The organism is Pectobacterium sp. A5351 (assembly GCF_028335745.1).
Taxonomy (GTDB): Bacteria; Pseudomonadota; Gammaproteobacteria; order Enterobacterales; family Enterobacteriaceae; genus Pectobacterium.
Window position 1 is genome coordinate 4,043,428 of record NZ_CP116477.1, and the last position, 14,001, is coordinate 4,057,428.

At 54.5% G+C, this 14,001-nt stretch carries 13 protein-coding genes and 1 pseudogene; 6 read left to right on the forward strand and 8 right to left on the reverse strand.

The genetic code is table 11. From position 1 onward, the window contains the following. Window positions 1-28: 28 nt before the first annotated feature. The 5 genes from yigB to lptM all read right to left on the reverse strand — a co-directional run bounded on the left by yigB (window position 29) and on the right by lptM (window position 3,465). A complete protein-coding gene (gene yigB, locus O1Q74_RS18635; protein WP_271874996.1) occupies window positions 29-745 on the reverse strand; it encodes a 5-amino-6-(5-phospho-D-ribitylamino)uracil phosphatase YigB in 717 nt (238 codons plus the stop codon). Further along, window positions 745-1,680, reverse strand: a complete 936-nt coding sequence (gene xerC / locus O1Q74_RS18640) for a tyrosine recombinase XerC (protein WP_271874997.1) — start codon at window positions 1,678-1,680, stop codon at window positions 745-747. Before xerC ends, yigB begins: the two co-directional genes overlap by 1 nt. Beyond that, the gene (locus O1Q74_RS18645) at window positions 1,677-2,381 is read right to left on the reverse strand and encodes a DUF484 domain-containing protein (protein ID WP_271874998.1); all 705 of its coding nucleotides are present in this window, start codon (window positions 2,379-2,381) and stop codon (window positions 1,677-1,679) included. Before O1Q74_RS18645 ends, xerC begins: the two co-directional genes overlap by 4 nt. After that, window positions 2,378-3,202 (reverse strand): diaminopimelate epimerase, encoded by an 825-nt coding sequence (gene dapF / locus O1Q74_RS18650; RefSeq protein WP_039277685.1) that lies wholly within the window; start codon window positions 3,200-3,202, stop codon window positions 2,378-2,380. Before dapF ends, O1Q74_RS18645 begins: the two co-directional genes overlap by 4 nt. Before the next feature lie 77 nt (window positions 3,203-3,279). Next, a complete protein-coding gene (gene lptM / locus O1Q74_RS18655) occupies window positions 3,280-3,465 on the reverse strand; it encodes an LPS translocon maturation chaperone LptM (protein WP_271874999.1) in 186 nt (61 codons plus the stop codon). A gap of 59 nt (window positions 3,466-3,524) precedes the next feature. Here lptM and cyaY point away from each other — a divergent pair, with 59 nt between their 5' ends. Continuing rightward, complete coding sequence (cyaY, locus tag O1Q74_RS18660) at window positions 3,525-3,845, forward strand: iron donor protein CyaY (RefSeq protein ID WP_271875000.1); 321 nt, start codon at window positions 3,525-3,527, stop codon at window positions 3,843-3,845. A 10-nt stretch (window positions 3,846-3,855) separates the two neighbouring features. Here cyaY and O1Q74_RS18665 read toward each other — a convergent pair. Together O1Q74_RS18665 and O1Q74_RS18670 are read right to left on the reverse strand one after the other, a co-directional pair. Continuing rightward, a pseudogene (locus O1Q74_RS18665) lies at window positions 3,856-4,029 on the reverse strand (MFS transporter); the annotation flags it as partial. Window positions 4,030-4,077: 48 nt separating this feature from the next. Further along, window positions 4,078-6,636 carry a class I adenylate cyclase gene (locus O1Q74_RS18670; RefSeq protein WP_271875002.1) on the reverse strand — a complete coding sequence of 853 codons (2,559 nt, stop codon included), beginning with the start codon at window positions 6,634-6,636 and terminating at the stop codon, window positions 4,078-4,080. Between the two features lie 333 nt (window positions 6,637-6,969). On the opposite strand from O1Q74_RS18670, the gene hemC reads away from it, so the two are divergent. The 4 genes from hemC to hemY are packed head-to-tail and all read left to right on the forward strand — an operon-like array spanning window position 6,970 to window position 10,992. Further along, the gene (hemC, locus tag O1Q74_RS18675) at window positions 6,970-7,911 is read left to right on the forward strand and encodes a hydroxymethylbilane synthase (RefSeq protein ID WP_271875003.1); all 942 of its coding nucleotides are present in this window, start codon (window positions 6,970-6,972) and stop codon (window positions 7,909-7,911) included. Beyond that, window positions 7,908-8,648, forward strand: coding sequence for a uroporphyrinogen-III synthase (gene hemD, locus O1Q74_RS18680; RefSeq protein WP_271875004.1), 741 nt, complete (start codon window positions 7,908-7,910; stop codon window positions 8,646-8,648). Before hemC ends, hemD begins: the two co-directional genes overlap by 4 nt. A gap of 23 nt (window positions 8,649-8,671) precedes the next feature. Then, entirely contained in the window at window positions 8,672-9,796 is a 1,125-nt protein-coding gene (gene hemX / locus O1Q74_RS18685; protein WP_271875005.1) for a uroporphyrinogen-III C-methyltransferase, read from the forward strand. A 2-nt stretch (window positions 9,797-9,798) separates the two neighbouring features. Further along, the gene (gene hemY, locus O1Q74_RS18690; protein WP_271875006.1) at window positions 9,799-10,992 is read left to right on the forward strand and encodes a protoheme IX biogenesis protein HemY; all 1,194 of its coding nucleotides are present in this window, start codon (window positions 9,799-9,801) and stop codon (window positions 10,990-10,992) included. Between the two features lie 612 nt (window positions 10,993-11,604). Here hemY and O1Q74_RS18695 read toward each other — a convergent pair. After that, on the reverse strand, window positions 11,605-12,255 hold the full coding sequence (locus O1Q74_RS18695; RefSeq protein ID WP_271875007.1) for a GntR family transcriptional regulator: 651 nt from the start codon (window positions 12,253-12,255) through the stop codon (window positions 11,605-11,607). A 337-nt stretch (window positions 12,256-12,592) separates the two neighbouring features. Between O1Q74_RS18695 and O1Q74_RS18700 the strand changes: the two genes are divergently transcribed. Then, complete coding sequence (locus O1Q74_RS18700) at window positions 12,593-13,945, forward strand: MmgE/PrpD family protein (RefSeq protein ID WP_271875008.1); 1,353 nt, start codon at window positions 12,593-12,595, stop codon at window positions 13,943-13,945. Window positions 13,946-14,001 lie beyond the last annotated feature (56 nt).

The window sequence follows — 14,001 nt, forward strand, 5'->3', positions numbered from 1 at the left end:
TGGTAATTTATACAGGTTAATGCGGTGATTATAGCAATGCCGACAGCGATGCCAACCGCGAAATTTCAATATGCGGCAGCAGCCGGGCATCCCCAATCTGCGTCAGGCTGCCTTCACGCAGGTTAATCCAGCAGGCCTGCATACCGCAGCGGATCGACCCCGCCACATCGGTGGTGAGATCGTCACCCACGTGCAGGATCTCATGCAAAGGCAGGTTGAGCTTTTCCGCAGCCAGATGGTACATGTCATCAAACGGTTTGGCGCGACCATGCGGGCCAGCGCGCAGGATAAACAAAAAATAGCGATCGAGCCCAAAACGGTGTGGCTCAGCGTTACCGTTGGTGATGGCGGCCAGCGGCACTTTCTCGGCTAACGCCGCCAACGTCTGGTGCGTCTCTTCGGTAATCGTAATCTGGCTGCGCCAGTGGGCAAAATTTTCCATTGCCGCTTTTGCGCCATCCTTCGCTTCTGCCGCGCTCAGTCCACGTTCTAACATGGCCAGCTCAGCCGCACGGCGACGCCATTCGCTCACGTCGTGATAAATGTCCGGCTCGCGCTCAAGCAAGGTCTGGCGTAAGTTCTGAAAATCATCCGCCTGAAAGTCACGAAGTGCAGGATGGTACTGTTGCAGGAAGCGGATTGACTCTTGCCCCGTGCGCCGGATGACGTCCGCGTTGTCGTACAGCGTGTCATCCAGATCGAACGTGATCGCACGGATCGGGCCAAGAGATCGGTAAAAATGCATCAGGGTTTCCCTCGTTTGGCGCGTGGATGCGCAGCATCGTACACGGAGGCTAAATGTTGAAAATCAAGATGGGTATAAATCTGTGTTGTAGACAGGTTGGCATGACCCAGTAGCTCTTGCACCGCCCGTAAATCACCGCTGGATTCCAGCATGTGCGTCGCAAAGGAGTGGCGCAGCTTATGCGGATGAACATGGCTATTCACGCCCTGCTTAATCCCCCATTCAGCAAAACGCTTCTGCACGTTGCGCATCGAAATGCGTCGTCCCTGATTGGAGATAAAAACGGCATCATCCTGCGGGCCAAACAGCTCGCGCAGCGCCAGCCAGCGTTCCAGCCAGGTTACCGCCGTTTTTCCTATCGGCAATTTGCGCTCTCTGCTGCCCTTCCCCATGACCCAAACTTCACCGCTGGCCAGATCGATATGCTGACAGTCCATACCGACCAGCTCCGCCAGACGCAGCCCCGCACCGTACATCACTTCGAGCATCGTACGGTCGCGTACCGCGAGAGGATCGTCCAGATCGATCTCCAGCAGCCTGCCCATTTCATCTACATCCATATTCTTGGGCAATGGGCGTCCGGCTCGCGGCGTGGATACCCCTTTCGCCGGGTTTGCCGCCAGTACGCCCCGTGACACCATCCAGTCGAGAAAGCTGCGCAATGCCGATAGGCGCAGCGCCAGACTGCCCGAATGCAGGCCATCGCGCTTACTGCGGGACACCACGGAACGCACGTCAGCGGCATCCAGTTTACGCCAATCAGCCACACCTGCTGCGGAAAGTATTGTGATAACCGCAGACAGTTGGCGCAAATAGCTGGTCTGCGTGAGCGGGCTTAGCTGACGTTCGACTTTCAGATAGCGCAGGAAAGCCTCAACATCAGCGTGTAAAGGGGAAGAGGAAGGTACCTCCGATGACGCAGGCTGTCGGCTCATACCCGCTCAACCCAGCGCGCCAGCATCGCCGGCAGCATCATGGCCATTTGCTGGAGCAGTACGGTTCCCATGCCATCCTGATAGTGGTGGCTGTCACGGCTGCTGAAAATCAGCACGCCCAAATCGTGATTGTTGCCCATCAGCGACAGCGCAACCGACCCAATCTGCCTGGCCTGCGGCAGCAGGAGCAGCAGTTCCGGTCCGTTTAGACTGCCAAGATAGTGGTTGCTTTGTCCGAAACGCTGAATGCGCAGCGGCTCAAACGTGGTGCGGTTTAGCCCAAGATGGGTAAAACCGGATGGCGCGCCAATACGCCATTTATCGCTGAACAGACGAACCGTCGCCCCCGCCAGACCAAGCTGGCGTGCCCAGCGCTGCAACCGATCCAGCATGTCCGTCAGGCTATCCGCCGACGCCAATTCAGTTTGTAACCCAAGCAGGCGATTGAACAGCACTTCGTTCGCGCCCGCCTGCTCCATCAGCAGCGTGATTTCTTCCTCAAGCTGAGTAATGTGGTTACGCTGACGCGCCAGTTGCCATTCCACCAGCGACACGGTTCCCCTGACGGGGTGAGGAATGCGCATCTGCTCGACGGGACGCGCATTGCGGATAAAAAAATCGGGATTCTGTTGCAGGAACTGCAAAACCATCTCGTCACTGAGTGCGATCTCGCGCTCTGCCTGTTCCTCGACATTCTTCATAAATGAATAAATCCATCGTAGACATGCGTTGCAGGCCCGGTCATGAATAACGGATGTCCCGGCCCATCCCACTGGATATCCAACTCCCCGCCCGGCAAAGATACGCGAACGTTCGCGGACAATAACCCCTGCTGGATTCCTACTGCCACGGCTGCACACGCGCCGCTACCACACGCCTGTGTTTCTCCCGCCCCGCGTTCGTATACCCGCAGGCGGACAGTGTGGCTATCAACAATTTGCATAAAACCAATGTTGGCACGCTCGGGAAAACGCTCATGGCTTTCCAGCAGCGGCCCCAGCGTTTCCACCTTCGCCGTGTCCACATCCTCAACCTGAATCACACAGTGCGGGTTACCCATCGACACCACGCCGCACAGCACCGTGTGTTCGTCAGCACGCATGATGTAGGTTTTCTCTGCTTTGACCGCGCGAAACGGCACCTGTTGCGGCTCGAAATTAGGTTCGCCCATATTAACGCGCACCAGTTCATCATCCGTCACAGACAGCACCATCCGGCCCGTCTGCGTACTGACGGCGATGTCACGCTTGTTGGTCAGCCCTTTCAGGCGAACAAAGCGGGCAAAACAGCGCGCGCCGTTACCACACTGCGCCACTTCACTGCCATCCGCGTTAAAAATACGGTAGTGAAAATCCAATTCAGGATCGTAGGGCGGCTCAACGACCAGCAGTTGGTCAAACCCGACACCACAGTGCCGATCCGCCAAACGACGAATCAATTCGGGTGAAAAATAAACGTTTTGCGTAACGGCATCAACAACCATGAAATCGTTGCCTAATCCGTGCATCTTAGCGAACTGCATTATCCTGACTCCCCCGCTTGCTTAACCGGGCGCGATAAACATCTACGTGACCTGTTATTTATTATTACCGTCACGCATTAAGGACGTATTGACGCTTTCTTTTGCGGCGGCTGGTTCTCATTTTGCTGAGTCGTTGACGCACCGGATTTGCCATCGGCAGGCATATACAGCGGCCCTTTCAGACCACAACCCAATAAACTCACTACGGCTAACACCAGAAAAAACTGGCGAAATACGTTCTTCATCACGTTAAGACCTGTCATTAATACTCGTATGCTCTCTATAATCGCAGGTGGATCATGAAAATCAATAGGAATCGAAAATGAACGATAGCGAGTTCCACCAATTAGCCGACGAACTCATGCTTCAGTTGGAAGAAACGCTGGATCGGTTTGAGGGTGATGCCGACATCGATTATGAAACCAACGGCGGCGTGATGACGCTGAGTTTTGAGAACGGCAGCAAAATCGTGATTAATCGGCAGGAGCCGCTGCACCAAATCTGGCTGGCGACCAAAGCAGGTGGCTACCACTTCAACCTTCAGGACACACGCTGGATATGCGATCGCAGCGGTGAAGATTTTATCGCGCGGCTGTCATCAGCCTGTTCGGCTCAGGCCGGGGAAGCCGTTCACTTCGGGTAAACACGCCATACATCAGCGCCGTACCACAAACCGTCGCGGTAATCGGTAGCGTGGTCAACAGCGGGACAGGCGTTATGGATACATCAACCAGCGTAGAACACAGCGTCATCAGAGAAATAATACTGCCGGTCAGCCCTTGTCCGAGCGCCAGCAGTATCAGATTTCGGCGTTGCAACGAATCCATCAATACATCCTTTTCTGAATGCGCTGAAAGCCGAATATCAGGAAGTGATTATAAGATTTGCAGCCGCTGCTTCATTGTCATCACTTCATCATCCACGACTGGCGTAATGCACAGATGAGAAAGCGCGCTGCTGCGGAACGGGATCACCTGCGTACGGCCGTCCAACTGCACGATTTGGTAGAACTGCGGCAGGTTGAAATTGATAAAGCTGGAGCCGTAGGTAAATCGGTCATGCGAAGACGAATAGAAGCGGCTGACATCACGCACCAGCTCTTCTTTACTGCCCTCACAGTGGTGATACACCTCAACGCGATTCGATTCATCCAGAATATAGATATTAAAGCCCTGATTTTCTGTCAGATCTTCAAAGAAGAATTGGATGATCCCTTCGCTGGCGACGCCATCGACCACCGGCGGTAAATGCACATGGTTGGTTTCAACCTGAACCGGCTGTCCTTGCAGTTTGTTGTTGGAAATCGCGCCATAAAACTCGACCGCATTTTCCAGCTTCTGCACCGAGACACTCAGCCGTTCGAAGAACAGACCCCAGGTTTGACCCGCGACTTTCACCGCTTTGAAACGCCCAGGCTCCTGCTGACGCGTACTGGTCAGGCGCAGCTCAATGCATTCGGACACCAACTGCTGCACACGGGTACGAATCAGCCCGCGCAGGTGCTGGCTATAGCAGAAGACTTCCAGTGATTCCGGCAGCGCGGCATCCTGATGCATTTTGCCCAGAATGGTTTTCAGCGCTTCCAACACCGCCTGTTCGCCGCTGAAATGCAGCGTACGTACTTCATTCCACGAGTTGCGATACAGCAGGTCGATACTGCCAACCAGACACTGCTGCTGTTGGCCGAAGCTAAAGACATCCAGATGACGGAAATCGAAATGTACAACCTGATTGCGGAAGGCCGCCGTCGGATCGTGTTCCAGATTGACGATAATCGCCAAATGACGAATTTCACACGGGCTGTACAGCGCCTTCGGCGTCGGTGCAGGCAAACGCAGCGGGAAATGACTGGCAACGTCGTCCACCAGCGCTTGCAGGCGCGTGATGTCACACAGCTCGTTGCCTTTAATGTACAGACGCGTGCTTGGCGTCAGCAGGCCGTTAAAATACGCCCACGCCACCAGTTTGTTCAGATAGCGGTTATATTCCAGCGGCTGATGACTGACGATCGCATCCATCGACGGTGCCTGATTGTACAGATACCAGCCCGAACGGTTCGCACGACCCGGCGGAACATAGATAAAGGTTAAATTCGGCTCCGACAAATCGGGCGAAATTTGTGGGTTCAGCAGGGTAACTTTACCCGGCAGCGCTTCAAACGCGGCATACAGTTTACGGGTCAACACACCGATATCCTGCGGGCTGGCGCTGACGCTCAGATTATTGCGGCGGGCGAAGCGAATCAGGTTGCGATAGGTCTGCATCATCGCATCCAACAGCTCATTATGTGCTTCGCGTACCTGTTCGATTTTCCAGTTAGCGCGGTTATCCAGCATGGCCAGATGTTCGTCGCTCCATCCCCATTCTTGCACCAGTTGGCTCAGAATCTGGCGACGCCAGCCGACACAGGCTTTTTCTCTGGAGAGCTTTTCACAGACTTTTAGGTAGAAACATCGACGCGCCAGATCGAGGCGCGTGGGATCGTTGATCGCCGTCAGATAGTGCGTCACGCGATCCAACATCATGCAGTAAGGATCGAGGCCGAAAGAGACGATCTCGCCGTCATGCAGGCGCTTTTTAATTTCGGTCGACAGCAGGCTGGTGTCCGGGTATTCCCAGGAATAGGCTTCCAGCAGCAGCGTTTTCAGTACGGCTTTATAAGGGGAATCGATGCTTTTATAGAGCTGCCAGAGGCTCGCGCCGAAATACTCTTCCGCCGACAGCGTGCTTAAGCCGCCTAAATCCATCCACTCATTAGGAGCAAGCGCCCCCTGTGAGTACAGCGACAGTACATATTCGTCGTAGTGAGATTCTTCTTCGACCGGCACCATGTTCCACAGAATGCGTTTACCCGCCATACGCACGGCGGTACGGTAGAATTCGTCGAGTAACAGGATATGCTGCGTGGTACCGCAGTCTTCACCGCTCAGGCTACCGCTTTCATTGTGGCGGAAGCGGCTTTCATCCATCAGGAAGAAGCTGACTTCAGCGCCCTGCGCCGCAGCCCACTGCTCTAGCAGCGTACATTTCTTCTGTAGGAGCTGGCGTTCTTCGCTGTCCAACCAGGATTGGTGACACACCCATATATCGAGATCGGAGCTACAGCTCTGCCCGATAGACGAGGTACTGCCCATGGAATAGATGCCCGTGATCGGCAGTTCGCCCTGCGGATGAGAACAGTCAAACTGACCCCAACGCAGCGCGATGCCATCAAGGTACTGTTGTTGTTTTTCATCAGGCGTGTGAGTGCAGATACCGTGAGGCACCTTGCCTTCAAGGTAGCCGGGCATCAACGGGTGATGATGATGTAATAAAATGGGCAGAAGACTGTAAACCTGCTGAAAAGCGGGCTTCATTGCTCCCAGAGCACGGTCAACACGCAGTTGGTTGATCGCATCCAGTCTTTGCTTCAAAGTCTCGATGTAGAAGTACAAGACGTTTCGCCTGATTTATCCCAGTGCCTAGAAAAACCCCGTGTTCCAAATCCGCCATGATGAAATTAGAAGAATGTTTAGCGAATTATTGCTGGAAACGTGATCAATTTAACACCTTGCTGAATGGGCGTAAAGAAAGTAAAGAAAGTTAGACTTATCTATCTTGCTTTATTACGAATTTACCTACCCGACTGCATCAGCACGGTCTCCTATCTATGTATGCGGCACCCGAATTTCAGACCGTTTTAAAAGGCGCACCGCTCATGCCCACAACCTGACACCAACGCACCATCAATGATACGATGGCGGAAAATGATAAAAACGGTATCAAGCATGTTAGCCAATATTATTAGAATTGCCACCCGACAAAGCCCGCTCGCCCTGTGGCAAGCACGATATGTACAGCAGTGTCTGAATCGCCTCTACCCGGATTTACACGTGGAGCTGGTGCCGATGGTGACCCGCGGCGACATCATCCTGGATACGCCACTGGCCAAGGTCGGCGGTAAAGGATTGTTTGTTAAAGAGCTGGAATTGGCGCTGCTTGAAGGACGCGCCGACATTGCCGTCCACTCCATGAAAGATGTGCCTGTCGAATTCCCGGATGGCCTTGGCCTGACCACGATTTGCGAACGCGACGACCCGCGTGACGCGTTTGTTTCCAACCACTACGATAGCCTCGAACAGTTACCAGAAGGCAGTTGCGTCGGCACGTCCAGCCTGCGCCGCCAGTGCCAGCTGCGCGCCCGACGTCCCGATCTGGTGATTCGTGATTTACGCGGCAACGTCGGAACACGCCTGTCAAAACTGGATAGCGGCGAGTATGACGCCATTATTCTTGCTGTCGCCGGCCTGAAACGCCTCGGTCTTGAAGAACGCATCCGCTGTGCGTTGAGCCCGGAAGAATCTCTGCCTGCCGTCGGACAAGGTGCTATCGGCATCGAATGCCGTTTGGATGACGAGCATGTCCGTCAACTCCTTGCCCCGCTGAATCACCCCGCTACTGCGGCCCGCGTACTGGCTGAACGCGCGATGAATGTGCGCCTTGAAGGCGGCTGTCAGGTACCGATTGGCAGCTACGCCGAACTGGAAGGCGACACACTGTGGCTACGTGCGCTGGTTGGTGCCCCGGACGGCAGCCAAATGATCGTCGGTGAACGTAGAGGAAGCGTCTCCGACGCCGAACAAATCGGTATTGCGCTGGCTGAAGAGCTACTGGCAAAAGGGGCCAGCGCCATCCTTCAAGCCGTTTATCAAGGGTCAAGCTCATCATGACGATTCTGGTTACCCGTCCGTCACCAACTGGCGAACAACTGGTGACCCGTTTAAGAAAGCTTGGCTATCACGCCTGGCACAGTCCGTTGATCGAATTTTCACCTGGACGAGAACTCGCTCGCCTGCCTGCTTTGTTACAGGCACTACGCGCCGACGATCTGGTGTTTGCGCTCTCACAACACGCGGTTCACTACGCCGATCCGATGCTGGCTCGAGCGGGCATAAGCTGGCCCGCCCATCTCGCTTATTATGCAATTGGCCGCACCACAGCGCTGGCGCTGCACAAAACCAGCGCCCATCCAGTAACTTATCCTCCCGAACGCGAAACCAGTGAAACACTCCTGCAACTGCCTGACCTGCAAAACCTTTCCGGTAAACGCGCGCTATTGCTGCGTGGCAACGGCGGCAGGGAATTGCTGGGAGAAACGCTAACTGAACGCGGCGTGCAGGTGACCTACTGCGAATGCTATCAGCGCAGGGACGTTCATTATGATGGGCCGGAGCAAAGCCGCCACTGGCAACAAATAGGCATCGACAAACTGGTGATCACCAGCGGAGAAATGCTACAACGGATCTATACTTTAGTACCTGATTACTATCGGGCTTCCTGGTTACTCGGCTGCCAGTTGATCGTCGTCAGCGAACGACTGGCAGAACAAGCCCGTCAGCTTGGCTGGCGCGATATCCGGGTCGCCGATAACGCCGATAACGATGCGCTCGTGCGCGCACTACAATAAACCTGATCATGGGATGTACCATTATGACGGAACACAATACCCCCACAGCTCCATCCGACGAGGTTGCTGAACGGGTTGAACCCGCGCATCAGCAGCAAGATCCCGCACCGCAACCCAAACGCAGTGGTGCCGTGCTGGGAGCGATTGTCATTGTGATTGCGCTGGCGATAGGCGCGGGGCTGTATTACCACGGACACCAGCAGGCGCAGCGGGAAACTGCCACGCTTCAACGTCTGGAAGCACAGTTAAATGCCTTGCAGCAGCAGCACAAGCAAGAACAACAGCAGTGGCAGGACGCTCAGCAGCAGCAAAGCAAAGCGCAGGACACGGCTGTACAGCGTCTTGAGGCGTTAACGCGTCAGTCAGATGAACTGCGCGATAAGCTGGCGGCACTTTCCAGTCATGACACCAATACCTGGCTGATCGCTCAGGCGGATTTTCTGGTGAAACTGGCAGGACGTAAGCTGTGGAGCGACAAAGACGTCACCACTGCCGGTGCGTTGCTGAAAAGCGCGGACGCAAGTCTGGCGGAAATGAACGATCCCAGCCTGATTGAAATCCGCCGCGCATTGACCAGCGACATCGGCGCGCTGGCAGGCGTGAGCCAGGTCGATTTCGACGGCATCATCCTGAAAGTGAATCAGCTCACCGACCAGTTGGACAACTTGCAGCTCGCCGATAACAACACCGATGAAGCGCCGATGGACGCCAACAGCACCGAGCTGTCCGCCTCCTTGAGCGAATGGCGACAGAATCTAAGCAAGAGCTGGCACAATTTCATGGCGGATTTTATCACCATTCGTCGCCGCGACAGCGCGGCCGAACCGCTGCTGGCACCGAATCAGGATGTATATCTGCGTGAGAATATTCGTTCACGTCTGCTAGTTGCCGCACAGGCCATTCCTCGTCACCAGAATGAAGTGTACAAACAGTCGCTGGAAACGGCCGCCACCTGGGTTCGCGCCTACTTCGATACTACCGACCCCACGACGCAGGCCTTTTTGGATCAGCTCGATGCCTTAAGCCAGCAGTCGGTTTCACTGGATGTCCCAATGGAGCTACAAAGTCAGGCGCTGTTGGAAAAACTGATGCAAACGCGCGTTCGTAATCTGCTGGCTCAAGCGCCAGCCACGCAGCAGGGGGAATGAGCATGCTGAAAGTCTTATTGCTGTTCCTGATCCTGATCGCAGGCGTGGTGATCGGCCCGATCGTCGCGGGTCACCAAGGCTACGTCCTGATCCAGACAGATAATTATGATATTCAAACCAGTGTGACCGGTCTGGTCATTATGCTGGTGCTGTTTTTCCTCGCCTTTCTGGCGGTGGAATGGGTGCTACGCCGGCTCTTTCGTACCGGCGCCCGCACACGCGGCTGGTTCCTCGGCCGCAAACGCACCCGCGCCAGAAAGCAGACCAAAGCCGCGCTGCTCAAGCTGGCCGAGGGAGATTATTTACAGGTAGAGAAGCTACTGACGCGCAATGCCGACCACGCCGAGCAGCCTGTGGTTAACTACTTGCTGGCAGCCGAAGCCGCTCAACAGCGCGGTGACGAATTCCGCACCAAGCAATATCTGGAGCGTGCCGCCGAGGTTGCAGATACCGATCAACTTCCGGTGGATATCACGCGCGTGCGTATTCAGTTGGCGCGTAATGAAGATCATGCGGCGCGTCACGGCGTGGACAAATTGCTGGAAGTTGCGCCCCGTCATCCTGAGGTGCTGCGTTTAGCGGAACAGGCTTTCCTGCGAACCCATGCCTACAGTGCGCTGCTGGATATTCTGCCTGCGATGCGCAAGATCAATCTGTACCCTGAAGCACGTTTGCTGGATCTGCAACAGCAGGCCTATATCGGCCTGATGAATCAGGCGATGGCAGACGGCGGCAGCGAAGGCCTGAAATCGTGGTGGAATAATCAAAGCCGCAAAGTGCGCCATGAGATCCCACTTCAGGTCGCGATGGCTGAGCATTTAATCGAATGTGACGATCATGATACGGCTCAGAAGATCATTCTCGACGGCCTTAAACGTCAATATGACGAGCGTTTGATCCTGCTGATGCCGCGTCTCAAAGCCGGAAATCCAGAGCAGTTGGAAAAAATGCTTCACCAGTACATCAAGCAGCAGGGAGCCACACCGCTGTTGAACAGCACGTTAGGACAATTGCTGATGAAACACGGTGAATGGCAGCAGGCCAGCGATGCCTTCCGCACTGCACTGGAGCTCCGCCCAGACGCTTATGATTATGCCTGGCGCGCCGACGCTCTCGATCGGTTGCGTCTGCCGGATGAAGCAGCGCAAATGCGGCGCGAGGGGCTATTGCTCACGCTACAGCAACCTGCCGACTGATCGCGACACTATCCCTTTCATAAGGCTCCTTTTTGGAGCCTTTCTCTTTTTATGGACTGTTTTTTATAGACGGCTTCATCTAGCCTGATAGCAGACGGCGACCGAACATTTTCATCAGACGAAAAAAAACGCTTACCGATAAACGGTAAGCGTTGAAAATTTCAGGTCTGTCAGACAACAGAATGGTGCCTCACTCAACGTTATGTCCGGAAAGCCCGATGGAGATTTGCATCTTCATCTGGAGTTGGACGATAGGCACCTCAAATTGGCTCTGCGTCATTCCCAGGATTATGAAGCCGAAGCAAACATAGAAGGTGGAATGAGCATCTACCCGCTTATTTAAGCATAAATTATGCCAACATGCATAATTTTATTGCTATCGACTTATGAAATCATAGTAACTATATAATAATAAATAATATTTTTATTTTTTAACTACTGGAAAAGTAAAGACGTGACGAGCGGTGAAAACGAGATCGGGCTCACAAAACCTGTCGCTGTTCAGAGACAGGTTTACCAAATAAAATATTAATCATTATTAATCAATAGATTAAATGTCTCTCTTTTGCGACAGCAGATCCCCCCGAGTGTCGTGTTTTTCCGACAGTCCTATTAAAGCTGCTGATTTAACATGCTTAGTCGGGCACGATAGCCGTTACGAATATGCTGGCAGGCAGCCTCTTGTGCTGCGCCCTTATCACGCCGCACCAGTGCTTCCACAATGGCCTGATGTTCACGCCTCGCTTCTTCGGTACGTTCCGTCGATTCATAGGTGGTTCCGCGCAGTAGCGACAGATGAATACGCAGGTTTTCCAGCATCTCGTTCAGATACGGATTATGGGTCGCCCGATAAATCTGACGATGAAAAAGCCGATTATGATCGTGCAGTTGCCTGCTATCAGTGAGCGTCTTCTCCACATCAACCATATCCTGCAACAGTTCCAGTTCTTCTGCCGACGCAGACGCGACAGCAAGCTCCATCGCTAGCCGCTCCAACCCTTCACGCACGGCGAAAAGCTGACGAAGCCGCTCATAGCTAATCTGTGCGATCATCAGTCCACGCTGCGGGCCCGGTTCTACCAGTCCCAATGCTTCCAGGCGATGCAATGCCTCACGAATCGGCGTACGACTTAGTCCAAACTGCTTCGCCAGCCGCGTTTCCTGTAAACGTTCGCCAGGCAACAGCTCGCCTTTCTCTATCGCGTTAATCAATATCTCGAACGGCGACAGCGCCAGCGCTTTATCGTTAAGTGTTAAGTTCATAGTCCCTTGATATATCGTGTGACGGTCGGAATAAAGCCACGTGCAGACGGGAAAAACGCCTCACCTTTCGTGGCGTTAGCACATTCATGCTGCACTACGGATCGTCATGCATTGAGAAAAATTCAAGTTTGCCCGACGCCCTGCCTTTAGCAAGATATCGCATCGCATATTTTGTACTTAGCTTAGCGAAAAAGCGTCTTTGTCACTGAATGGACGATTGCATATGCTTTTCACCACACACTGTATACAAATGCATTCAACAAGACAAAACGTGAATCCCAGAACCATTCGACTGTACTGGCAATGTCATCGCGTTTTCGTTTAAGGAGCTCCTACGATGTCTGCCACCCCGACGTTTCCTCGCGGCGACGCGCTCAGCCAGTTCATTCACACCGCCCACACCATGACGATCCCCGATACCGTATGGCACGAAGCCAAGCGAGCGCTTATTGACTATCTGGGCGTCGCCATTGGCGCGGTTGGAGACGATGCAGCCAACGCGGTTCAACGCGTGGCACAACGCTGGCAAGCTCAGGGTAATGCACGGCTCATTCTCGGCACAAAAACCACACCGGCGCTGGCGGCACTGATCAACGGCACGCTTTCTCATGCGGCTGATTATGATGATACGCATCCGGCTGGCGCGGGGCACCCCAGTGGCCCCTGCTGGTCTACCGCGCTGGCGATGGCACAGCACTATGGCGCGGACGAGCGCACGACGCTTATCGCTTTCATCACCGGATTTGAAGTCATGGCCAGACTGGGAGGCGGCTGGGTGCCTGGCGTGGGACGTAGCCTGCAACGCCGGGGCTTTCACCCGACGTCAATTGTCGGGCGCGCAGGGGCGGCTGCCGTCGCGGCGTCTATCCTGCGCCTGCAACCCAATGCCATTGCCAATGCGCTGGGCGCTGCCGCTACCATGATGGGAGGATTGCAGAAATCATCCGGTACACACGGTAAACCGTTTCATGCTGGTAAAGCGGCCATGGACGGCATCACGGCAGCGGAATTGGCTGATGAGGGCTTTATCGCCGCCCATCACTTTTATGAAACCGATGGCTGGGTGAAAACGTTCGTGCAGGACGGCAGCGCCGTTATCCCGCCGCTCGATTTTGGCGAGAGTTGGGAACTGCTCGGCAATGGCTACAAGCTGTATGCCAGCTGTCGGGGAACTCATGCGTCAATCGAAACCGCGCTTAAGCTCTATCCGCAGCTAAAAGGCCGTGCGATCGCCCGTATTCATGCCAAAGTCCACCCGATGGGCATGGTGAACGCGGGAATCACCAACCCGCAAACCCCACTGGAGAGCAAATTCAGCATTCCACACTGTATTGCGTTGGCGCTGAGCGGCTACCGCCTCACCGATACGGATTTCACGCAGCAGACCGTCGACGACCCGGCACCGCGCCAACTGCTGTCGCGCCTACAGATTGACACGGTAGAGGGGCAATCAGCCAGCTCTGCATTTATCGATATCGAACTGGAAGACGGCGAAATCTTGCATGCGGAAACCGAGGTTTATCGCGGCCACCCGCAAAACCCGCTGACCGACACAGAGCTGCGCGCCAAGTTTGACGCGCTAACCCTCCCCGTATTGGGGGAAGCCCGTAGCAATCGGCTCTATCAGGCGGCTTTCCACTTTGAGCAGCCGGGTTCACTCGCTGCACTCACTGAGCTTCTGGCAGGCTGACGCGCTGTCGCTCGCCATAAACCATTCAGCATAAAAACTTCACGCTAACGACAGGA

Excerpts from the sequence above, each read along its gene's own strand:
- yigB (WP_271874996.1), bottom strand. The coding sequence starts at position 745 with ATGCATTTTTACCGATCTCTTGGCCCGATCCGTGCGATCACGTTCGAT.
- cyaY (WP_271875000.1), top strand. The coding sequence starts at position 3,525 with ATGAACGATAGCGAGTTCCACCAATTAGCCGACGAACTCATGCTTCAG.
- lptM (WP_271874999.1), bottom strand. The coding sequence starts at position 3,465 with ATGACAGGTCTTAACGTGATGAAGAACGTATTTCGCCAGTTTTTTCTG.
- O1Q74_RS18645 (WP_271874998.1), bottom strand. The coding sequence starts at position 2,381 with ATGAAGAATGTCGAGGAACAGGCAGAGCGCGAGATCGCACTCAGTGAC.
- dapF (WP_039277685.1), bottom strand. The coding sequence starts at position 3,202 with ATGCAGTTCGCTAAGATGCACGGATTAGGCAACGATTTCATGGTTGTT.
- hemY (WP_271875006.1), top strand. The coding sequence starts at position 9,799 with ATGCTGAAAGTCTTATTGCTGTTCCTGATCCTGATCGCAGGCGTGGTG.
- hemD (WP_271875004.1), top strand. The coding sequence starts at position 7,908 with ATGACGATTCTGGTTACCCGTCCGTCACCAACTGGCGAACAACTGGTG.
- hemC (WP_271875003.1), top strand. The coding sequence starts at position 6,970 with ATGTTAGCCAATATTATTAGAATTGCCACCCGACAAAGCCCGCTCGCC.
- hemX (WP_271875005.1), top strand. The coding sequence starts at position 8,672 with ATGACGGAACACAATACCCCCACAGCTCCATCCGACGAGGTTGCTGAA.
- O1Q74_RS18700 (WP_271875008.1), top strand. The coding sequence starts at position 12,593 with ATGTCTGCCACCCCGACGTTTCCTCGCGGCGACGCGCTCAGCCAGTTC.
- xerC (WP_271874997.1), bottom strand. The coding sequence starts at position 1,680 with ATGAGCCGACAGCCTGCGTCATCGGAGGTACCTTCCTCTTCCCCTTTA.
- O1Q74_RS18695 (WP_271875007.1), bottom strand. The coding sequence starts at position 12,255 with ATGAACTTAACACTTAACGATAAAGCGCTGGCGCTGTCGCCGTTCGAG.